22 protein-coding genes, 1 pseudogene and 1 other annotated feature are annotated in these 22,435 nt (G+C 40.6%); of the genes and pseudogenes, 22 read left to right on the top strand and 1 reads right to left on the bottom strand.

The features are described from left to right. The 7 genes from DW059_RS16115 to rplT all read left to right on the top strand — a co-directional run. Positions 1-502, top strand: a 502-nt coding sequence (locus DW059_RS16115; RefSeq protein ID WP_199534320.1) for a hypothetical protein, incomplete at its 5' end; no start/stop codon positions are given. Between the two features lie 18 nt (positions 503-520). Continuing rightward, complete coding sequence (locus DW059_RS07210) at positions 521-703, top strand: hypothetical protein (RefSeq protein ID WP_117698320.1); 183 nt, start codon at positions 521-523, stop codon at positions 701-703. A gap of 183 nt (positions 704-886) precedes the next feature. After that, complete coding sequence (locus DW059_RS07205; RefSeq protein WP_117698319.1) at positions 887-2,689, top strand: hypothetical protein; 1,803 nt, start codon at positions 887-889, stop codon at positions 2,687-2,689. 12 nt (positions 2,690-2,701) lie between these two features. Next, positions 2,702-4,342 carry a MutS-related protein gene (locus tag DW059_RS07200; protein ID WP_117698318.1) on the top strand — a complete coding sequence of 547 codons (1,641 nt, stop codon included), beginning with the start codon at positions 2,702-2,704 and terminating at the stop codon, positions 4,340-4,342. 238 nt (positions 4,343-4,580) lie between these two features. Then, positions 4,581-5,075, top strand: a complete 495-nt coding sequence (gene infC, locus DW059_RS07195) for a translation initiation factor IF-3 (RefSeq protein WP_022244104.1) — start codon at positions 4,581-4,583, stop codon at positions 5,073-5,075. A 22-nt stretch (positions 5,076-5,097) separates the two neighbouring features. Then, positions 5,098-5,295, top strand: a complete 198-nt coding sequence (gene rpmI, locus DW059_RS07190; protein WP_022244105.1) for a 50S ribosomal protein L35 — start codon at positions 5,098-5,100, stop codon at positions 5,293-5,295. Positions 5,296-5,319: 24 nt separating this feature from the next. Further along, positions 5,320-5,676 carry a 50S ribosomal protein L20 gene (gene rplT / locus DW059_RS07185; RefSeq protein ID WP_022244106.1) on the top strand — a complete coding sequence of 119 codons (357 nt, stop codon included), beginning with the start codon at positions 5,320-5,322 and terminating at the stop codon, positions 5,674-5,676. A 37-nt stretch (positions 5,677-5,713) separates the two neighbouring features. Here rplT and DW059_RS17140 read toward each other — a convergent pair whose 3' ends face one another. Continuing rightward, on the bottom strand, positions 5,714-6,016 hold the full coding sequence (locus DW059_RS17140) for a hypothetical protein (protein WP_330408315.1): 303 nt from the start codon (positions 6,014-6,016) through the stop codon (positions 5,714-5,716). 191 nt (positions 6,017-6,207) lie between these two features. On the opposite strand from DW059_RS17140, the gene DW059_RS07175 reads away from it, so the two are divergent. The 15 genes and pseudogenes from DW059_RS07175 (at position 6,208) to ftsZ (ending at position 22,373) form a co-directional block, all read left to right on the top strand. Next, positions 6,208-6,708, top strand: coding sequence for an SEC-C metal-binding domain-containing protein (locus tag DW059_RS07175; RefSeq protein WP_022244108.1), 501 nt, complete (start codon positions 6,208-6,210; stop codon positions 6,706-6,708). Positions 6,709-6,801: 93 nt separating this feature from the next. After that, positions 6,802-7,004 (top strand) — a binding site (T-box leader). Between the two features lie 76 nt (positions 7,005-7,080). Next, a complete protein-coding gene (gene thrS / locus DW059_RS07170) occupies positions 7,081-9,042 on the top strand; it encodes a threonine--tRNA ligase (protein WP_117698317.1) in 1,962 nt (653 codons plus the stop codon). Positions 9,043-9,265: 223 nt separating this feature from the next. Next, entirely contained in the window at positions 9,266-9,580 is a 315-nt protein-coding gene (locus tag DW059_RS07165; protein ID WP_022243376.1) for a DUF1540 domain-containing protein, read from the top strand. A 188-nt stretch (positions 9,581-9,768) separates the two neighbouring features. Beyond that, a complete protein-coding gene (locus DW059_RS07160) occupies positions 9,769-10,368 on the top strand; it encodes a zinc dependent phospholipase C family protein (protein ID WP_022243375.1) in 600 nt (199 codons plus the stop codon). Between the two features lie 103 nt (positions 10,369-10,471). Further along, positions 10,472-10,648: a hypothetical protein gene (locus tag DW059_RS15890; RefSeq protein ID WP_022243374.1), complete on the top strand. Its 177-nt coding sequence runs from the start codon at positions 10,472-10,474 to the stop codon at positions 10,646-10,648. 201 nt (positions 10,649-10,849) lie between these two features. After that, positions 10,850-11,281: a division/cell wall cluster transcriptional repressor MraZ gene (gene mraZ / locus DW059_RS07155; RefSeq protein ID WP_022243373.1), complete on the top strand. Its 432-nt coding sequence runs from the start codon at positions 10,850-10,852 to the stop codon at positions 11,279-11,281. A 10-nt stretch (positions 11,282-11,291) separates the two neighbouring features. Next, positions 11,292-12,239 carry a 16S rRNA (cytosine(1402)-N(4))-methyltransferase RsmH gene (gene rsmH, locus DW059_RS07150; RefSeq protein WP_117698316.1) on the top strand — a complete coding sequence of 316 codons (948 nt, stop codon included), beginning with the start codon at positions 11,292-11,294 and terminating at the stop codon, positions 12,237-12,239. Between the two features lie 14 nt (positions 12,240-12,253). Further along, positions 12,254-12,742, top strand: coding sequence for a hypothetical protein (locus tag DW059_RS07145; RefSeq protein ID WP_117698315.1), 489 nt, complete (start codon positions 12,254-12,256; stop codon positions 12,740-12,742). A 20-nt stretch (positions 12,743-12,762) separates the two neighbouring features. Continuing rightward, positions 12,763-14,799: a peptidoglycan D,D-transpeptidase FtsI family protein gene (locus DW059_RS07140; RefSeq protein WP_022243370.1), complete on the top strand. Its 2,037-nt coding sequence runs from the start codon at positions 12,763-12,765 to the stop codon at positions 14,797-14,799. A gap of 113 nt (positions 14,800-14,912) precedes the next feature. Next, positions 14,913-16,672: pseudogene (locus DW059_RS07135) on the top strand (peptidoglycan D,D-transpeptidase FtsI family protein). 94 nt (positions 16,673-16,766) lie between these two features. Further along, positions 16,767-17,720: a phospho-N-acetylmuramoyl-pentapeptide-transferase gene (gene mraY, locus DW059_RS07130; RefSeq protein WP_117698314.1), complete on the top strand. Its 954-nt coding sequence runs from the start codon at positions 16,767-16,769 to the stop codon at positions 17,718-17,720. A 19-nt stretch (positions 17,721-17,739) separates the two neighbouring features. After that, positions 17,740-19,101 (top strand): UDP-N-acetylmuramoyl-L-alanine--D-glutamate ligase, encoded by a 1,362-nt coding sequence (murD, locus tag DW059_RS07125; protein WP_117698313.1) that lies wholly within the window; start codon positions 17,740-17,742, stop codon positions 19,099-19,101. 6 nt (positions 19,102-19,107) lie between these two features. Continuing rightward, positions 19,108-20,229, top strand: a complete 1,122-nt coding sequence (gene ftsW / locus DW059_RS07120; RefSeq protein WP_117698312.1) for a putative lipid II flippase FtsW — start codon at positions 19,108-19,110, stop codon at positions 20,227-20,229. A 3-nt stretch (positions 20,230-20,232) separates the two neighbouring features. After that, positions 20,233-20,982, top strand: a complete 750-nt coding sequence (locus DW059_RS07115; protein WP_117698311.1) for a cell division protein FtsQ/DivIB — start codon at positions 20,233-20,235, stop codon at positions 20,980-20,982. 155 nt (positions 20,983-21,137) lie between these two features. Beyond that, the gene (gene ftsZ, locus DW059_RS07110; RefSeq protein ID WP_022243364.1) at positions 21,138-22,373 is read left to right on the top strand and encodes a cell division protein FtsZ; all 1,236 of its coding nucleotides are present in this window, start codon (positions 21,138-21,140) and stop codon (positions 22,371-22,373) included. Positions 22,374-22,435: the final 62 nt, after the last annotated feature.

Raw genomic sequence — 22,435 nt, 5'->3', positions numbered from 1 at the left:
GACTGAGCCAACCGAACCGACTGAGCCGACCGAGCCAACTGAGCCGACCGAGCCAACCGAACCAACCCAGCCGGCAGAATCAACGGAACCGGCACAGCCGGCAAATCCAGCCCAGCCAGCATCATCAGAAACAGCGGTAACTCCGGCAGATAACAATACACAGCCGGAGACAGCCGTACAGACACCGGTAATCCAGGCACAGACTCCGGTTACACAGACCCAGGTGGCACAGACACCAGTCAGACAGCAGCAGGCAGCACAGCAGCCACAGGATGCAGAAGAACCGGTGGTATTAGAAGATGAAGAGGTTCCACTGGCGAATGTAACGGACGATAATGCAAAACAGGAAGTAACTGCATTAGAAGATGAAGCAGTTCCTCTGGCAGCAAATCCGGCGGGAGAAGATAACTGTATCATCCATTGGATTATGATGATTCTTACGATTGTATTTGCAGGATATAATGTAGTAAGGGCAGTACTTCGTCAGAAGAGAAATGCATAAAGGCAGGAGGCAGAAAGTATGAAAAAAGTAGATGGAATCATTGCTGTTATATATGTAATTGCTATGGCAGTGCTGTTTTTCTTGAGAGACTGTGAGAAAGATCTTCCAATGGGAATTCTGGCACTGGCTGTTACCGCAGCTGCAGTAGCATGTATGGTTATCCAGAATAAAAAGCGTGATAGCAAAGCAGCAAGAGCTTAAAAAAATAATATAAATAAGTATTGCAGGCAGGACGATAGAAAATGAAAATACATTTTGTCGTCCTGCTGTTTTTAGTTGCCAGCCATTTGAAGAAAGCTTTCACTTGACATTATTTTGAAATTGAGTTATTGTATTAATTAAATAATACAATAATAATTGCAAAGAAGAAAAGGGAGATTAGGTATGGCAAAGAAAAAGAAGAAAAGGGAGTTTGAAACAAAGCAGATAAAGCTGCCTCATGTAAAGGGGCTGTCCATTGTACTTCCGGTTATTTATATTTTATGGGTGGCAGTGATGTATTATCTTCTGCTTCCGGCATTGAATATTCATTCCAGAGGTTTATGGCTGTTTGTATTAGGCGTTATGTTATTCCCGTTAGGAATAATAGGTGCGTTGGTATCGGCAGCCAGGAAGGCGGAAGGTAAGTCCGCAGGAAAGCTGGAAAAGCCGGTAAACGGTATTTTTGCAGCAGTTGGAGTAATCGGAATTCTGTTCCTGATTCTTTTATTTTATGGCAGCAAAATGTTCCATGCACAGGCATATGCAGATATCCTGACCATCGAAGACAGTGATTTTAACAGCGATATCAATACAGCATCTTCTGTATCAAAGATTGCGTTAATGGATACGGACAGTGCAGTATTGCTGGGTAATCGTGAAATCGGAAGCCTTTCAGAAGTGGTGAGCCAGTATAATGTATCGGAAGACTACACACAGATTGATTATCAGGGGGCACCAACGAAAGTATCTGCATTAGAGTATGCCGGCTTCTTTAAATATATGGGAAATAAGGAAAATGGTGTTCCGGGTTATATAACTGTTGATCCGGTAGGACAGAAGGCGCAGTATGTTCCGGTAAAGGAAGGAATGATTTATGTTCCGTCTGCTTACTTTGGCAAGGATTTAAGAAGGCATATCCGTATGAATTACCCGGATAAACTTTTCGGAAATCTTCATTTTGAAGTGGACGAAGATGGAAAACCATACTATATTGCCAGTGTATACAAATACACCATCGGTTTATTTGGTGGAGAAACTGTTGAGGGTGCAATCAGCTGTGACCCAATCAGCGGAGACTGTCAGTATTATGATGCATCAGAAGTGCCGAACTGGATGGATGATGTCTTTGACGGGGATCTTCTGGTGGAACAGTATAACTGGTATGGAGAATTATCTAATGGATTTATGAACAGCATCTTCGGCAAAAAAGGCTGTAAGAAATGTACGGAAACGGTAGTAGAGGATGAAGACGGAGATGAGGAATCTTACGAAGCAAACTTCGGCTATGTTGCCAAAGACGGGGATATCTGGATTTATACCGGAGTTACTTCCGTCAATGATGATGCCTCCAATATCGGGTTTATACTGGTAAATGAGCGGACTTCAGAAGCACATTATTACAGTATTGCAGGAGCAGATGAAAGCTCTGCAATGGCTGCTGCAGAAGGAGAAGTGCAGGAGAAAGGATACCGTGCATCTTTCCCGTCTTTGATTAATGTAGATGGTCAGCCGACTTATATTATGGTATTAAAAGATGCCAGCGGCATAGTGAAGCTTTATGGCATGGTAAATGTAGAATCTTATAATATGGTAACAACAGCAGCCAGTCTCGATGAGTGCTTTGCAAAGTATCGTAAGATGACAGGCAGTGATGGTACAGAAAACACTGGGAATCCGGAAGAGGCAGAAAATTCTTCCGGGGACAGCAACAGCACTGCAGGTAATGCACAGACAGCAGCCAAAGGAAAAACAATTCCGGAAGGTGAGACAGAGACAAGAAGTTTTGTAATCAGTGAAATGCAGTATGTTGAGATTGCAGGAGAGACCTATGTTTATCTGGCAGGAGACGACGGTATGGTATACTGGCAGAAGTTTTCTGATAATGAACAATTGATTTTCCTGCATGCGGGAGATACCGTTACTGTAAATGGAATTATGGATAAAGATAATATTTACTGGATAGATACCATTGGGATCATGCAGTAGGAAGGCGAAGAAATGGAAGCAGCAATCCTTGTAGTAATTATGATTGCAGGATTTACTTATTCAGCAATTAAGACAAAAGAAAGTTGGAAGAACCGCTGCAAACGGACACTGAAAGAAAAATATGGAAAAGAACCTGAGAAAAAGGAATTTAAAAGAGAACTGATAAGAAATTATCTGGATACTGTGGGTGGAACACAACAGGTGGATGAGGTCACATGGAATGACCTTAATATGGATGATGTGTACCAGAGAATCAACAACTGTGATTCCACCATGGGAGAAGAAATTTTATATGCAAAGCTTCATTATGCGAAGCAGACGAAGGAAGAAGAGGAGCTTTTAGAAAAAAGAATAGCTTTTTGTGAAGCAGATGATGAAAAACGCTATCATCTGGAAGAAACTTTGTCAAAGCTTGGAAAGAGAGACGAGGCTTACTATATTCCATCCTTTATCCAGACAGTAGAGGATTTTGCAATTTCAAATCTCTGGGTTTATCAGATGCTCCGGATATTGCTGGTGGTAGTTGTTGTGGCGGCAGTCGTATTTCATAATATATATGCTCTGTCAGCTTTGGTGGTAGTATTTCTTGTGAATTTGTCGGTGTATATCTTTACGGTCCGGCTGAAGTTTGACCAGGAGATTCATATGATGGGAACGGCGGCATACCTGATTACGGTAGCACGAGAACTGGAGCAGGAATACCGGAAAGACAAAATATGTGAGGAACTGGCACCGCTGCTTCCGGTATTTGCCAAAATGGATAAGAAGGCATTTCTGCTAAATATCCAGAGCAGAAATGCCATGGGAGATGTGTTTGAAATGCTGCAGGATTTCCTGCTGGGAGTAACCCAGTGGCATATCCTTACTTATATGAAAGTATTGAATCAGTTTATGGATAACCAGGATGCTTATCTTAAGATTTACCGGGTGGTAGGAGAACTGGATGCAGCGGTCAGCACAGGCTCTTTCCGAAAGAGTCTGCCTCTTGTGACAGTACCGGAATATGAGGAAGCAAAGCAGCTTGAGATGGAAGAAATTTATCATCCGCTGCTTCATGGAGCAGTGACCAATTCTATGGAACTTCAGCATAACTGCATTATCACAGGCTCCAATGCTTCCGGTAAGTCAACCTTTATCAAGACCATAGCTGTCAATGTGATACTGGCACAGAGCATTCATACCTGCACCGCAAAAAGAATGCATCTGCCTCATGCAAAAATGATTACTTCCATGGCGGTAAGAGACGATATTTTATCCGGTGACAGTTATTTTATTAAAGAGATTAAATATTTAAAACGTATCCTGGATGCTTTGTCGGAGGATGAACTGGTTATCTGTGTTATTGATGAAATCTTAAGAGGAACCAATACCCAGGAGCGTATTGCAGCTTCAAAAGCAATCATGGAATATCTGGCACATCATAACTGCATTGCAATTGTGGCATCCCATGATAAGGAATTGACGGAGCTTGAAAAAATTGGTTATGACAATTATCATTTTTCCGAAGAGTTTGGAGAAGCGGATATTGTATTTGATTATAAATTGCAGAAGGGACCGGCAAATTCCCAGAATGCAATCCGCCTGCTTTCCTTTACCGGGTTCCCGGAAACGATTATTGAGAGGGCGGAAAATATCAGAAGCGAATATCGGTAAAAATAATGCTTGACGAACGAAATGACATATGGTACTATAAGCAAGTTGAAGAAAGTAGAGTATCCACTCTCACCTTAGCACAATCAAGTGACTAAGTGTTTATAATGAGTATGCAATGAGCGAATCATTTTGAAGTGGATAGTCTGTCTATCCACTTTTTTTGCGGAAATAAACGGAAAGTTGTCTGGCAAAGCTGTGGTGAATTTAATTTTGGAGGTGTACGACCATTAGCGAGTTAATGATCAATGAACAAATCAGAGATAAGGAAGTCCGCCTGATTGGCGCGGATGGTGAACAGTTAGGTATCATGTCAGCAAGAGAAGCATATAAGCTGGCGCAGGAAGCAGAACTTGATTTAGTAAAGATTGCTCCTGGAGCAAAGCCACCTGTATGTAAGATTATCGATTACGGTAAATACAGATATGAGCTTGCAAGAAAAGAGAAGGAAGCACGTAAGAAACAGAAAACGGTTGAATTAAAAGAAGTTCGTCTTTCTCCAAATATCGATACCAATGATTTGAATACCAAAATGAATGCCGCAAGAAAGTTCATTTCCAAAGGAAATAAAGTAAAAGTTACACTTCGTTTCCGTGGTAGAGAAATGGCACATGTACAGGCAAGCAAACATATTCTGGATGATTTTGCAGAAGCACTTGCAGATATTGCAGTAGTGGAGAAAGCACCAAAGCTGGAAGGCAGAAGCATGGGTATGGTGCTGGCAGAGAAAAGATAATGATTTTAAGGAGGAATAAATTATGCCAAAACAGAAAACAAGCAGAGCAGCAGCAAAACGTTTCAAATTAACAGGAACAGGAAAATTAAAGAGAAACAAGGCTTATAAGAGACATATCTTAACAAAGAAAACAACTAAGACTAAGAGAAATCTTAGAAAACCTGCAATGACAGATGCAACAAATGTTAAGAATATGAAGAAGATTTTACCATATTTATAAGAATTGGTTAAGGAGGAATAGAACATGGCAAGAATTAAAGGCGGCTTAAACGCTAAAAAGAAACATAATAGAACATTAAAATTAGCTAAAGGTTACAGAGGAGCACGCTCCAAACAGTATAGAGTAGCAAAACAGTCTGTCATGAGAGCCTTAACAAGTTCTTATGCAGGAAGAAAACAGAGAAAGAGACAGTTCAGACAGTTATGGATTGCCCGTATTAACGCAGCAGCAAGAATGAATGGATTATCTTACAGCAAATTTATGTATGGTTTAAAATTAGCTGGTGTTGATATGAACCGTAAAATGTTAGCTGAGATGGCTGTAAATGATGCAGAAGGATTTGCAACATTGGCAGAGCTTGCAAAAACAAAACTTGCTTAGTTTTAAGAAGTGGACAAGTTATAAAAGAGGATTGTGGTTATTCGCAATCCTCTTTTTTGATGTTCGGTTCATTTGAAGTTTTTGCGGAAGCATCCTGCCCGGAAGCTTCTTTTTTGATGGAATCCAAATCTTCTCTTAAAGAGTAATGATTCTTAAGTAAGCGGTATACCATGGTATAAGCCCAGATGAGAACCGGGACAACCACAGTGGCATAGATGGAAGCCTTAAGACAGTTTGTGGCAAAATCGCTTCCAATCAATGCAAAAACAAGAGTGGAAACATAGAGGGCAACTAAGAGTACAACACCGATAATTGCAAGAATCTGTTTTGTCTTTTTCATATATGACCTCAACTTTCTTTGATGACCTGTTTTTAGAAAAAAGCAATATACATTATTTTAACATTTGACAGCGGATAGTCAATCAGAAAATGTAAAGTTGCAGAGGATAAATACTTGAAAAAAGCACAAAATATGCTATACTGAAACAAGCGTTATACGACTAAATATGGATTAAAGGATGGATATGAACAATGGCATTATTAGAAGAATGGCAGAAGATTGCTTATGATCAGCAGGCAGATAGAGGAAAATTACAGAAGTTCTGGCAGAGATATTTTATGTTAGAGAAGGGCGTATATGAGAAGCTTTTAACAAACCCGGATGAGAAGGTAGAAGGAACTGTAAAAGAGCTGGCAGAGAAATACGACCTCAGCATTATGGATATGACTGGATTCTTAGATGGAATCAATGACAGCCTGGTAACACCAAACCCAATTGATACTATGGAAGAGGATACCAAGGTAAGCCTTGCATTCGATAAAGAAAAATTATACAAGAACATGGTAGATGCCAAAGCTGACTGGCTCTATGAATTACCACAGTGGGATGAAATTTTTGATGCAGATACCAAGAGAAAGCTTTATTTAGAACAGAAGAAATCCGGCACTGTTGTAGTTGGAAAGAAAGTTGGAAGAAATGATCCGTGTCCTTGTGGAAGTGGAAAGAAATATAAATTCTGCTGCGGAAGATAAGAATAAAATATTTTGGAAAACATTTGGAAAATATTTCGCAGAAAAACTCTTTACATAGCAGAAAAAAGAGTATACAATAGCTTTTGTCAAAAGGACAAAACAAAGAAGAGACGAGTAGCATGACAGGAAGTCAAAGAGAGGAATACATCTGGTGAGAGTATTCTGATGGAGTGTAATGTGAAGACCAGCTCTGAGTGACCCCAATCCGGTCCGGTGATTCCGTTATCATCAGAATGAGCGGTTGTACGATAAGTACAGCAAGCAGGGTGGAACCACGATAGAGTATCGTCCCTGATGCATAAATTTTATGCATCAGGGATTTTTTACTTTGCAGTTATTAATACCAATATAATAAGAAAAGGAGACTTGAACATGAAAATCACATTAAAAGATGGCTCAGTAAAAGAGTACAGTGAAGCAAAATCAGTCTATGATATTGCAGCAGATATCAGCGAAGGCCTTGCAAGAGTTGCATGCGCCGGTGAAGTAGACGGAGAAGTGGTGGATTTACGAACCGTTCTTGACAAGGACTGCAATTTAAATATTATAACAGCAAGTGATGAAGAAGGATTAAAGGTAATCCGCCATACTGCATCCCATGTACTGGCTCAGGCGGTAAAGAAATTATTCCCGGATGCCAAGATTACGATCGGACCGGCAATTGAAGATGGATTCTATTATGATTTTGATCATGCCCCATTTTCAAGAGAAGACCTCGATAATCTGGAAGCAGAGATGAAGAAGATTATCAAGGAAGGTCATGAATTAAAACGATTCACACTTCCAAGAGAGGAAGCAATCAAATTCATGCAGGAACGTAATGAGCCATACAAAGTAGAACTGATTGAAGAATTACCAGAGGGAGAAGAAATTTCTTTCTATGACCAGGGCGGCTTCGTAGATTTATGTGCTGGCCCACATCTGATGACAACCAAGGGCGTAAAGGCATTTAAGCTGACATCATCTTCCATGGCATATTGGAGAGGTAATTCTGACAAAGCAAGATTACAGAGAATTTATGGTACTGCTTTTAATAAGAAGGAAGAGTTAAAAGAATACTTAGAGAAATTAGAAGATGCCAAACGCCGTGACCATAACAAACTTGGCCGTGAAATGGGATTATTTACCACTGTTGACGTTATCGGACAGGGACTTCCTTTATTTACACCGAAGGGAACCAAGATGATTATGAAACTGCAGCGTTGGATAGAAGACTTAGAGGATAAAGAGTGGGGTTATGTACGTACCAGAACTCCGCTGATGGCAAAGAGCGACCTCTATAAGATTTCCGGACACTGGGATCACTACATGGATGGAATGTTCATTTTAAATAAGGACAGCGACGACAAAGAGACAATGGCACTGCGTCCGATGACCTGTCCATTCCAGTATTATGTATACATGAATGAACAGCACTCTTACAGAGATCTGCCATATCGGATGTCAGAGACTTCTACATTGTTCCGGAATGAGGACTCCGGAGAGATGCATGGACTTACCCGTGTCAGACAGTTTACTATTACAGAGGCACATATTATTCTTTGCCCGGAACAGGCGGAAGAAGAACTTACCAGATGTACTGAACTTTGCCATTATGTAATGACTACACTTGGTATCGATGGAGATGTTACTTACCGTCTGTCCAAATGGGATCCGAACAACAAAGAAAAATATCTGGGCGACGAAGCATATTGGAACAGTACCCAGCAGTATCTGCGTGATGTTATGGATAAGAATGGCATCAAGTATACAGAAGCAGATGGGGAAGCTGCATTCTACGGACCAAAGATTGATATTCAGGCAAAGAATGTATATGGAAAAGAAGATACCATGGTTACCATCCAGCTTGACTGTGCAAGTGCAGAGAAGTTTGGCATGTACTATATCGATGAGAAGGGTGAGAAAGTACTTCCTTGGATTATCCATCGTACATCCATGGGATGTTATGAGCGTACCCTTGCATGGCTGATTGAACATTATGCAGGAAAATTCCCAACCTGGCTTTGCCCGGAACAGGTAAGAGTATTGCCGATTTCTGAAAAATATGCAGACTATGCAGAGCAGGTAAGAAAAGAATTAGCAGCTCATGATGTAGATGTAACGGTTGATAACCGTTCTGAGAAAATCGGATTCAAGATTCGTGAAGCAAGACTGGATAAGCTGCCGTACATGCTGGTAGTTGGTCAGCAGGAGGCAGAGGACGGAACCGTATCCGTAAGAAGCCGTTTTGCAGGAGATGAAGGTGTAAAACCTTTAGGAGAATTCATTGATGCAATCTGCGAAGAGATTCGTACAAAGGAAATCCGTAAGGAAGAAGTTGCAGAAGAAAAATAAAAATGCAATAAAATCTAATTTTTAATTTTATAATTTATATGGATTCAAAAAGACTGTTGCTGGCAATTTGCACCGGACAACAGTCTTTTTTGCTTTACAGGAAAGCAGCCGCCGCAGGCACGAGAATGTGTCAAGGTACATTCTTTTTTACATGAAGTTGGTAACATAAAAAGATTTCCTTTGGAGATACTAAACATGTAACGAAAGAAAGGAGATGATTTTTGTGACAGAATTAAAATGTTCTGTAAGAAGCTGCAGTTTCCAGAAAGATGATTGCTGTTGCCGTGGAAATATTACGGTAGAGGGTGCACATGCAAACCGCAATAGCGAGACAAGCTGTGGAAGTTTTGAAGAGAAGAAAAACTGTGGATGTGCCAATTCGACCGGTAAACCGCCTAAGATGAGCGATGTTACCTGTGAGGCAGTAAACTGTAAATTCAATGAAGGAAGAAAATGTCATGCAAAAGACATCCAGGTAGCCGGAACGAATGCCTGTACCTGTATGGAAACAGAGTGTGCCAGCTTCTGTTGTTCCTAAAAAGTGGAATATCAGTAAGTTTTAGCAAAATATTTCTGTGTCTACTCTTAACAGATTGGACACAGAAATTTAGAAGAATCTTAAGAAAAATACTATTGTAAATGAGATGAAAGAAAGTATAATGTGATTGAAGCATAAATAAAGCAGAAGTAATGTGTAAGGTGTAGATGGTAAACAGGAGGAAGCAAATGAGAAAAAAATCACATATTTTGCTGGCACGTTATATTGCAAAGAATACAGAGGATGAAGAACTTAAGAAACATAGACTGTCTTTTTATATTGGCAGCATCCTGCCGGATTGCAAACCATCTTTTGTATATAAGAAACATGAAATCAATGGGACGTTTCCGGATGTGAAAAAGATGGTGAATCAATTGATTTTCGGTAAACAGCAGGGGAAACTGACCCGTAAACGCCGGTATTATATGAATCTCGGGCAGGTAACGCATTATGTAGCTGATTATTTTACTTATCCGCATAACAAGATTTATCCGGGAAACTTAAAGGATCATTGTTCCTATGAAGAACAATTGAAGCGAAGCCTTAAAAATTATATTATGAGCCGGAATATGGAAGCAGGAGAAAAAGTGCAGGCTGATTTTTCTGATGCAGAGGCACTGTATGAATATATTTTAGAGAGGCATAAACAGTATCTTGGAAGAAAAATTAATATAGAAACAGATATTCGGAATATAGTAGCAACCAACCGGATGCTGGTGGAGGCCATTGCCGATTTGTTTTATAAAACACAGCATAAGGAAAAAATGCCGCTTGCTGTCGAATATTGACGAAAAAAGATGTTATATTTTGTTTGATTTTTGGTGATGAGCAGAGTAAAATGAATTTACAAAGAACAACACAGAGATGGGACACAGCATAGGAGAAATGCTTATGGATGAAAGGGAAGCACTTCGCATTGCGATTGAACGTGCAAGAATCCGACTGGATGAAGCACTGGAACGAGCGAAAAGTATGGATGAATGCTATGACCTGAGCCTGGAAGTGGACAGACTGATTGAGAACTATGTATCGCTATGTGAGCAAAAAGAACTTGTACCAATAAGATAAAAGTAAAGAGTAAGTGGAAAGAAGTACATTGAGAAATGTGCTTCTTTTTTTTGTGCATTTTTATGTGTAGTATATTGATTTTTTCCCAAAAGTGGGGTAATATGTATTCATAAGTGGAGGAAAGTGGTTGAAAATGGCACAAAGTGGTGGATAAGTTGATAACTTTGTGGATAAATAGCAACCGGACTGAGGTGTTTGACAATGTTCATGGGAGAGTACAGTCACAACATAGACGCCAAGGGCAGAATGATTGTTCCTTCCAAATTCAGAGAACAGCTCGGTGATGAGTTTGTAGTAACGAAGGGTTTGGATGGGTGTCTTTTTGTGTACCCAAATGAAGAATGGCAGAACATTGAAGAAAAATTCCGCAACGTACCACTTACCTCAAAAGATGCAAGAAAATTCTCACGTTTCTTCTTTGCAGGAGCAACAACCTGTGAAGTGGACAAGCAGGGAAGAATTCTTCTTCCGGCAGTGTTAAGAGAATTTGCCGGATTAGAGAAAGAAGTCGTATCAGTCGGAGTCTTAAAGCGAATTGAGATTTGGGACAAGAACAGATGGCAGGATACCAATACTTATGATGACATGGATGAAGTTGCAGAACACATGGCAGAACTTGGCTTGAGTATCTAAAGGAGTGAACATGGAATTTAAACACACATCGGTTCTCTTGCATGAGACCATAGACAATCTGAATATTCGCCCGGACGGAATTTATGTAGACGGAACGCTCGGTGGAGCGGGACATTCTTCCGAAATTGTAAAAAGGCTGAATGAGAACGGAAGGCTGATAGGAATTGACCAGGACGAAGATGCAATTGCAGCAGCCAGTGAGCGGTTAAAGGATTATTCTGATAAAGTAACCATAATCCGCAGCAATTACTGCAATATGAAAGAAGAATTGAACCGTATCGGAGTGACGAAGGTAAATGGAATCCTTCTTGATCTGGGAGTATCTTCCTTTCAGTTAGATACACCGGAGCGAGGATTTACCTACCGGGAAGAAGATGCACCACTGGACATGAGAATGGATCAGCGTCAGACATTAACGGCAAAAGATATTGTAAATGATTACAGTGAATCAGAGTTGTATCGTATCATAAGAGACTATGGGGAAGACCGGTTCGCAAAGAATATTGCAAAGCATATTGCCGCAGCCCGGGCAAAGAAACCAATTGAGACAACCGGAGAGCTGACCGCAATTATCCGGGCATCCATACCGATGAAAGTGCAGAGTACTGGCGGACATCCGGCAAAGAGAACGTTTCAGGCAATTCGTATTGAACTGAATCGTGAACTGGAAGTCTTATCAAATACTCTGGATGAGATGATAGATCTTTTAGAGGAAGATGGAAGAATCTGTATCATTACCTTCCATTCCCTGGAAGACAGAATTGTAAAGAACATCTTTCGCAAAAATGAAAATCCATGTACCTGTCCGAAAGAATTTCCGGTGTGTGTATGTGGCAAGAAACCAAAAGGAAAAGTAATCACTAGAAAACCGATTCTTCCAACAAAATCTGAAATGGAAGAGAATCCGAGAGCAAAAAGCGCAAAATTAAGAGTATTTGAACGGCATATCAATGACTAGGGAGAGACGTGAAAATGGAGAAGACAAGAAGAAATTATCGAACACGGACTTACATAGATGGAAACACTGTCCGTAAATTAGAAGCTGCACCGGATTACCGCAGAGAACAGGAAGAAAAGCAGCGGGAGGAAATCAGACAGCGCAACAGACGTATGGCGCAGAAGAATCAGGAGAAGTCAGCACATATGGATTTGGGTTATGTGGCATTTTTATCTGTATCGCTGCTGGTTATGTGTGTGGCAGCAGTACTGTATATCCGTCTGCAGTCTGGAATTACAACGCATTTAAAGACAATTTCTGCATTAGAAAGCCAGGTAGCTGAATTAAAGGCAGATAATGATGCGGCAGAAAAAAGAATCGAGACAGCAGTAGATCTTTCAACCATCAAGGATATAGCAATGAACCAGCTTGGCATGAGCTATGCGGGACCGGACCAGATTATACATTATACGGTTGATAAAGAAGATTATATGAATCAGTTTGAGGATATTCCGAATAAGTAGGAAACAAACGTGGTGGTAAAATGGCAGGAAAGAGACGCGGCGGAAAGAAAATAGCAAAATTTAGTAAGAAAATGCAAAAGAAACTTGTAGTGCTGTTTGTAATAATAGCACTACTTTTGTTGGGATTAATTGTAAGATTGATGTATATTGAACACACCAGTGGAAAGAAATACGAAAAGAAAGTATTATCCCAGCAGAAATATGACAGTACGGTCATTCCTTATCAGCGTGGAAATATTACAGACTGCAAGGGAACGATACTTGCAACCAGCGTGGATGTATACAATGTGATATTAGACTGTAAGGTATTAAACAGTGATTCGGCAGATATTGACCCGACCATCGATGCACTGATAACCTGTTTCCCACAGCTGAATGAAACCGATTTACGTAATCTGATTACGGATAAGCCAAAGAGCCAGTACAATGTTCTGGCAAAGAAATTAAGCTATGAAGAGATTCGGGCGTTTGAAGATATGCAGGCGGCAGAAAAGGAAGCTTCCGATAAGAAGAGCGGCGATGCAGAGAAAAAAGGAAAAATTAATGGAGTTTGGTTTGAAAAAGAATACCAGAGAGAATATCCATATGGTTCTCTAGCCAGTGCGGTAGTAGGATTTACTACCAGCGGTAATCTGGGAATGAATGGAGTGGAAAATTCCTATAACAGTGTTTTGAATGGAACCAACGGAAGAGAATATGGTTATCTGAATTCCGACAGTAATTTTGAGAAGACAGTAATCGATGCCCAGAATGGGAATGATGTTACACTGACCATTGATGCAAATATCCAGAAAATCGTAGAAGATAAGATTGCTGCATTTGAAGAAGAATACAGGGATGCAGCAAGAGAAGGTGCTGGAAGTAAACATGTGGGAGTTATTGTAATGAACCCCCAGAATGCTGAAGTGCTTGCCATGGCAAATTATCCAAATTATGACAGTAGTAATCCAAGGGATTTGTCTGCCTATTATACCCAGGAAGAAATTGATGCTATGGATGACGATGCAGAACTGGATGCTTTAAACCAGTTATGGTCTAATTTCTGCATTACTTATACTTATGAACCGGGCTCTACCGTAAAACCTTTTACCGTAGCCTGTGGTCTGGATACCGGAACTTTAGACCCGAACCGTACTTTTATCTGTGATGGATACGAGACGATTTCCGGTCATGACATTCACTGTGTAAATACCAACGGACATGGACTTGAAACAGTAGAAGATGCCTTAAAGAATTCCTGTAATGATGCCCTGATGCAGATGTCTTATGATATCGGACCTGAGAATTTCTCCAAGTATCAGCAGATTTTCGGCTTTGGTACCAAGACAAACATTGATTTACCGGGAGAAGCTAGAACCGATTCCTTAATTTATACCGAAGACCAGCTAAGCACCATTAACCTGGCTACCAATTCCTTTGGACAGAACTTTAATGTTACCATGATACAGGTGGCAAGTGCTTTTTGTTCCATTATTAATGGTGGTAACTATTATCAGCCACATGTGGTAAAGAAAATAACAGATGAAAATGGGAATGTCATACAGGAAGACAATGGAACCTTGTTAAAGAAAACAGTGTCTTCATCTACCAGTGAATTATTAAAACAGTATCTTTATGCAACGGTTTCCGATGGTACCGGAAAATATGCAAAAGTGCCGGGATACTCCATGGGTGGAAAGACCGGAACAGCACAGAAGCTTCCTCGAGGACAGGGAAATTATCTGGTTTCCTTTATCGGTTTTGCACCAGTAGACAATCCGCAGCTTTTGGTATATGTAGTAGTAGACGAACCAAACGCAGAAGAAGAGTTTCACAGTACCTTTGCACAGGAAATCGCAAAGGGAATTTTCGAAGAGACACTGCCTTATCTTAATATTTATCCGGATGAGGACATTGTTGTAACAGAAGAGACAGACCCGGCAGAAGCACCGGCAGATGGAACAACAGATGTTCCGGATTCTGCACCGGAGGATTCTATGGTAGACCAGACACCGGATATTGCAGAGGAAACAGTACCACCGGAGGATGGTTTACAGCCACAGGATGTAGCACAATAGAGAAAACAACATAACCTTGTAAAAGTTGTAATAGATTATAATAACTGCTTTTATGAGGTTATGTTTTTATGTTTCAGCAAAAAATGCAGGAGGAAGAAGAAAACAGATTTTGCATCTATCGGAATAAAACCTTTAACCGACGAAAAATTATGATTATTTTTGTGGCAGTATTACTGCTGATGGTATTTCTGATGGGACGACTGGTGTATCTTATGATATTCTGTTCAGAATACTATGGGGTCCGGGCTGAGAACCTACATGAAAGAGAAAGGGATATCAAGGCGGCAAGAGGAAATATTTATGACAGAAATGGTGTGGTTTTAGCAGAAAATAAGACGGTATGTACGATTTCTGTGATTCACAGCCAGATAGAAGACCCGGAAAAGGTAATTGCAGTTTTAACAAAAGAGCTTGGCATGTCAGAAGAGACAGTGCGGAAGCGGGTAGAGAAGGTTAGTTCCATTGAACGGATTAAGACGAATGTGGAGAAAGAAACCGGAGATGCGATTCGATCTTATGAACTGGCGGGCGTGAAGATCGATGAAGATTATAAACGGTATTATCCTTATAATGAACTGGCTTCTAAAGTAATCGGATTTACTGGCGGGGACAATCAGGGAATTATCGGAATAGAAGTAAAATATGATGAATATCTGGAGGGCATCAATGGAAAGATACTTACATTGACAGATGCCAGAGGCGTAGAGATAAAAAATGCCGGAGAGCGGCGGAGTGAGCCGGTAGAAGGAGATGACCTTTATTTAAGTCTTGATTATAATATCCAGATGTATGCAGCGCAGGCGGCAGTAAAGGTGCGGGAGGAAAAACAGGCAGATAGTGTCAGCATCCTTGTAATGAACCCACAGAACGGCGAAATTCTTGCTATGGTAAATGAACCGGAGTTTAATCTCAATGAACCTTTTGCCTTAAATACGGAGAATGACACGGAATTGAGCGAAGAGGAGAAGCAGGATGCTTTAAATAAAATGTGGAGAAACCAGTGCATCAATGACACTTATGAACCGGGATCCACTTTTAAGATAATAACAGCATCCGCAGCCTTGGAGGAGGGAAAAGTAAGTCTTTCTGACCAGTTTAACTGTCCGGGATATAAGATTGTGGAGGATAGGAGAATCCGCTGCCATAAAGTGGGAGGGCATGGGGCAGAGGATTTTACCCATGGCATTATGAATTCCTGCAACCCGGTATTCATAGAAATCGGACTTCGTATCGGTTCCGACCGCTTCTGCGATTATTTTGAACAGTTTGGTTTATTATCCAGGACAAATATAGATTTACCGGGGGAAGCATCCACCATTATGCATAAAAGAGAAAATATCGGTCAGGTGGAGCTTGCAACCATGTCCTTTGGGCAGTCCTTCCAGATTACACCGATTCAGCTTGCAACTACGGTTCCTCTATTATAAATGGAGGAAACCGTGTGACGCCGCATTTTGGCGTGGAGACGAAAAATGCAGAAGGAGAAGTGACACATACTTTTGTCTATGGACAAAAGGAACATATTGTAAGCGAAGAAACTTCCACCACCATGCGCTATTTGCTGGAAAAAGTAGTATCTGAGGGCAGTGGAAAGAATGCGGCTCTTGAAGGCTTTTCTATTGGCGGCAAAACCGCAACGTCCCAGACGCTTCCACGTAGTGAAAAAAGGTATATTTCTTCTTTTTTAGGCTTTGCTCCGGCTGACGATCCGCAGGTACTTGCCTTAATTATTATCAATAATCCACAAGGCGTTTATTATGGTGGAACCATAGCAGCACCGGTCTGCCGGGATTTGTTTTCCAATATTCTGCCATATCTTGGCATTGAGCAGGCACTAGTTACAGAAGATGCGGAAATTCAGGAAAATCCGTGAAACTTTGGGAAGATATCTTGCAGGAAATCTCTAAATAACGTATACTAGATAAGTTGAAATGATATACAAAAAGAAAATAAAAAGAGGTGCAGTTATGACGTATCATGTTATTCTTCCGGTTATTATCGCTTTTGCAGTGAGTGCATTGTTAGGACCGGTCGTAATTCCTTTTTTAAGAAGATTGAAAGTTGGTCAGACGGAGCGGAAAGAGCTTGAATCCCATCAGAAGAAAATGGGAACCCCTACCATGGGTGGATTGATGATTATCGCAAGTATTATTGTAACCAGTCTGATTTATGTAAAAGATTATCCGAAGATTATTCCGATTCTCTTTATGGTAGTAGGATTTGGCGTAATTGGATTTTTAGATGATTATTTGAAGGTTGTACTGAGACGATCGGATGGACTGCTTGCATGGCAGAAAATGTTATGCCAGCTTGTAGTGACCACTGTTTTTGTGGTATACATGGTGAAGTTTTCAGATGTTTCCCTTACGATGCTGCTTCCATTTTCCGGTGGAAAATACTGGAATATTGGCTGGCTTGCAATTCCGGTCATGTATTTTGCAGTAATCGGAACTGTAAACGGAGTCAACTTTACCGATGGCTTAGATGGTCTTGCTACCAGCGTAACCATTATCGTAGCAACCTTCTTTACTGTAGTTGCAGTGGGAACTAACAGCGGAATCGAACCGATTACCTGTGCTGTAGTAGGTGCATTGATGGGCTTCCTTCTGTTTAATGTATATCCGGCAAGTGTATTTATGGGAGATACCGGTTCTCTTGCACTGGGTGGATTTGTGGCAGCTACCGCATATATGCTTCAGATGCCAATTTTCCTTCTGATTGTGGGACTGATTTATCTGGTAGAAGTATTATCTGTTATCATTCAGGTAACCTATTTTAAAAAAACAGGTGGAAAGAGAATTTTCCGTATGGCTCCGATTCATCACCACTTTGAATTAGGTGGCTGGTCAGAGACCAGGGTAGTGGCAGTATTTTCAATTGTAACAGCAATCTTATGTCTGGTTGCATTGATTGGATTATAAAGAGACAGGAGTGAATAAAATGGAATTTCAGGAGAAAAATGTACTGGTATTTGGCTCTGGGAAAAGTGGAATTGCTGCAGCAGAGCTGTTAGAAAAACAGAATGCGAATATTTTCGTTTTTGAAGGAAATGAAAAGCAGAGTGTAGCAGAAATCAAAGAAAAATCGGAGAGCTTTGCCAAGGCAGAAATCTATGTGGGCACCCTTCCGGAAGAAGTGATGGATAAACTGGATTTTGTTGTGTTAAGTCCGGGTGTTCCAACCGATTTACCATTGGTAAATGCCATGCGTGATAAGAAAATTACGATTATTGGTGAGATTGAGCTTGCTTATCAGGTGGCAAAAGGAAAAATCCTTGCAATTACAGGAACGAATGGCAAGACGACAACCACTACACTGGTGGGAGAAATTTTATCCAATTACTTTAAGGATGTAAAAGTCGTAGGAAATATTGGAATTCCATATACATCGGTAGCGGCAGATACCACAGAAGAAACGGTAACAGCAGCAGAAATCAGCAGTTTCCAGTTAGAGACAATTGTAGATTTTGCTCCGGATGTATCTGCTATTTTAAATATTACACCGGATCATCTGAACCGTCATCATACCATGGAAAATTATATTAAGGCAAAAGAGGACATTACAAAGAATCAGAAAGCAAACGATGTCTGCGTCTTAAATTATGAGGATGAAGTACTTCGCAAATTTGGGGAATCCTTATCCATGAAAGTGCTCTGGTTTGACAGTAAAAAGCCGGTACAGAATGGATGTTATTTAAATGGTGAGAAGATTATTTATGTCTCTGAGGGCAAAGAGGAAGAAGTCATTGATGTCAATGAGCTAAATATTCTTGGAACCCATAATTATGAAAATGTTATGGCGGCAGTTGCCATGACCATAAGTATCGGAGTACCGATGGATGTCATTGTAAAAACACTGCGTGAGTTCCAGGCAGTAGAGCATAGAATTGAATATGTTACGGAGAAACGTGGCGTAAAATTCTATAACGATTCTAAGGGAACAAACCCGGATGCAGCGATTAAGGGAATTCAGGCAATGAACCGTCCGACACTTCTCATTGGCGGTGGCTATGATAAGCAGTCTGAATATGATGAATGGATAGAAAGCTTCGATGGTAAAGTAAAGAAATTAGTATTAATCGGAGTAACAAAAGAGAAGATTGCAGACTGTGCAAAGAGACATGGATTTACAGAGTATGTATTCGCAGACAGTCTCGAAGAGGCCGTAAATATCTGCTATGACAATGCAGTTTCCGGTGATGCCGTATTATTATCACCGGCATGTGCAAGCTGGGATATGTTTAAAAGCTACGAAGAACGAGGAAGAATATTTAAGGATTTGGTGCGCAATTTAAAGGAGTAGTGATTTATGGGCCGCAGACCGGGAAGAAAATCAGGCACAAAAGAAAAGACAATTAAATATTTTGACTATACACTTTTGTTTGTTATTATTTTCTTAGTGTGTTTTGGTCTGGTTATGCTGTACAGCACCAGTTCTTATAATGCACAGATTGAGTATGGCGATGGAACTCATTATCTAAAGCGGCAGGCATTTGCATGCTGCCTTGGATTTGTTGCCATGTTTGTGATTTCCAAGATTGATTATCATGTGTGGAAGAGACTGTATGGTGTGGCATACATAGGCGCATTTTTACTGTGCGTTTCCGTTATCTTTTTAGGATCGAATGGAAATGGTTCTACCAGATGGTTCCGCCTTGGTCCGCTTTCTTTCCAGCCATCTGAGTTTGCAAAGCTTGCTGTCATTATTTTTCTTGCAACGGTAATCAGCCGCATGCAAAAGAAGATTGGCGATCTGAAGGAACTGATGAAGGTAATGGTTTTACTGCTTCCGCTGGTTGGACCGGTTGCTTATACGAACTTAAGTACCGCGATTATCATTGTGGGTATCGCAGTGGCAATGGCGTTCGTGGCAAGCCCGAAATATGCGCAGTTTGTGGGAATGGCAATCGCAGTATTCGCTTTCGGAGCAGTCTTTATTGTACTGGCAAGCTATCGTGCAGAACGTATCAAAATCTGGCTCCATCCGGAGAATTATGATAAAGGTTATCAGACCATGCAGGGCTTATATGCCATTGGTTCTGGAGGACTTTTTGGAAAAGGACTTGGTGCCAGTATGCAGAAGCTTGGGTTCGTACCGGAAGCGCAGAATGATATGGTATTTTCCATCATCTGTGAGGAGCTTGGATTATTCGGAGCAATCTGCCTGATTTTGCTGTTTATCTTAATGCTGTGGCGTTTTATGGTAATTGCCAATAATGCGAAAGATTTATATGGTGCATTGCTGGTGGTTGGTATTATGGCTCACATTGCCATTCAGGTAATCCTTAATATCGCCGTTGTAACCAACAGTATTCCAAATACCGGTATCACACTTCCTTTTATCAGTTATGGTGGTACTTCGGCATCATTCCTCTTAGCAGAAATGGGACTTGCGTTAAGTGTTTCCAGAGGAATTCAGTTGGAGGGATAGGATATGATACGAGAAGAACGCAGAAAGAAGAGAAGAAGAAAACATATCCTGATTGGATTTCTGACTACACTGTTGATTCTGGCACTGGCAGCACTCATTGTAATCAAGGTATTTACCGTAAAAAATGTCGAAGTAGAAGGCAATAAATTATACAGTGATGAGCAGATTAAGGAATGGGTCTTAAATGATGACTATTCCTGGAATACATTATATGTATATTTTAAATATCGTTTCTTTGATACACAGGAAGTTCCGTTTATTGATACGATGGAGGTGAGTGTCAAATCACCGCATACCCTTCATGTAGAAGTATATGAAAAAGGACTGCTGGGCTACTTATATATGGATTCCCTGGGACAGAATGTCTATTTTGACAAAGATGGCTTTGTAGTGGAAATGTCTACAGATGTCATCGAAGGAGTACCGCAGATTACCGGACTGACTTGTGGGGAAGCAGTACTTTATGAAAAGCTTGACGTAAGCGGAAAAGATACCCTAAAGGATTTGCTGGCAGTAACCCAGACCTTAAAGAAGTATAATCTGGTTCCGGATACCATCAATTATGATGACCAGGGAAATGTAACCCTGCAGTACGGAACGATTACGGTGAATCTTGGACAGGCAACCAGCCTTACGGAAAAAGTAGTTCGTATGGAGAAAATTATGCCAAATCTGGAAGGACTTACAGGCATTCTTCATCTGGAAGACTGGACAGAAGATACCACAGATATTACTTTTGAAAAGACGGCGTAATTTTTTCAAAAAAACAGAAAATATAGGTTGATTATTTTTACGAAAAATTATATGATAGAGTATATGAGTAAATAAAGGCATACTTTTTATGAGAAATCTGTAAAGCAGATTCTCATAGATTACATATAGAATGAGGGAGAGAAGGAGGAACTACCTTGCTTGAAATTAAAACAACAGAAGCAGAATCCAGTGCTAAAATTATTGTAATTGGTGTTGGTGGTGCAGGTAATAATGCAGTAAATAGAATGATTGATGAAAATATTGGTGGTGTTGAGTTTGTTGGAGTAAATACCGATAAACAGGCATTACTTTTATGTAAAGCACCTACGTTGATTCAGATTGGTGAGAAGCTTACCAAAGGACTTGGAGCAGGAGCACAGCCGGAGGTTGGAGCCAAAGCTGCAGAAGAGAGTATGGAAGAGTTGTCAGCAGCTATTGAAGGTGCAGATATGGTATTCGTAACCTGTGGTATGGGTGGCGGAACCGGTACAGGAGCAGCTCCTGTTGTGGCAAAGATTGCAAAGGATCAGGGAATTCTTACCGTTGGTGTTGTAACTAAGCCGTTTAAATTTGAAGCAAAAGCAAGAATGGTAAATGCTTTAAGCGGTGTTGACAAGCTTCGTGAGAATGTAGATACCTTGATTGTAATTCCAAATGATAAATTATTAGAGATTGTAGACCGCAGAACAACCTTCCCGGATGCATTAAAGAAAGCAGATGAGGTGCTTCAGCAGGCGGTTCAGGGAATCACAGACCTGATTAATATGCCGGCATTGATTAACCTTGACTTCGCAGATGTTCAGACTGTTATGAAGGACAAGGGTCTTGCACATATCGGTATCGGTATGGCTAAGGGTGATGATAAGGCAATTGAGGCAGTCAAACTGGCTGTTACCAGTCCATTGCTTGAGACAACTATCAATGGAGCAAGCCATGTTATTATCAATATTTCCGGTGATATTTCTCTTATGGATGCCAATGATGCAGCAAGCTATGTAGAAGATCTTGCCGGCGATAATGCAAATATTATCTTTGGTGCAAAATATGATGAGACTATGACAGATGCTGCAACGATTACTGTAATTGCAACAGGACTGGAAGAGAATGCAGCAAAAACCACTGCATCTTCTAATCTTATGTCCGGATTGAAATATCCAAATACAGCAGCAACCACCAGACCGGTCATTAATTCCGGACTTGTAAACCGTACTGCTAATGTTACAACCAACAGCAGTTTCGGAGCAACATCTACTCTGGGACAGACTGCTGCACAGCAGCCGGCTCCGGCAGCTTCTCCATTTATTGGAATTACCAAACCAAAGAGACCGGAAAGCACTGTTCATGAGAAGGATATTAAAATTCCGGAGTTCTTAAAGAGTACCAAAAAATAAGAACTATCATTTTGAAAAGGATAGCAATAAAATTATAGTGTAAGAGTAGAAAAGGAATTTGA

Origin of the sequence: Roseburia sp. AF42-8 (assembly GCF_003435965.1) — a bacterium.
Classification (GTDB): domain Bacteria; phylum Bacillota; class Clostridia; order Lachnospirales; family Lachnospiraceae; genus Roseburia_C; species Roseburia_C amylophila.
This window is presented reverse-complemented; position numbering and strand designations above follow the sequence as displayed.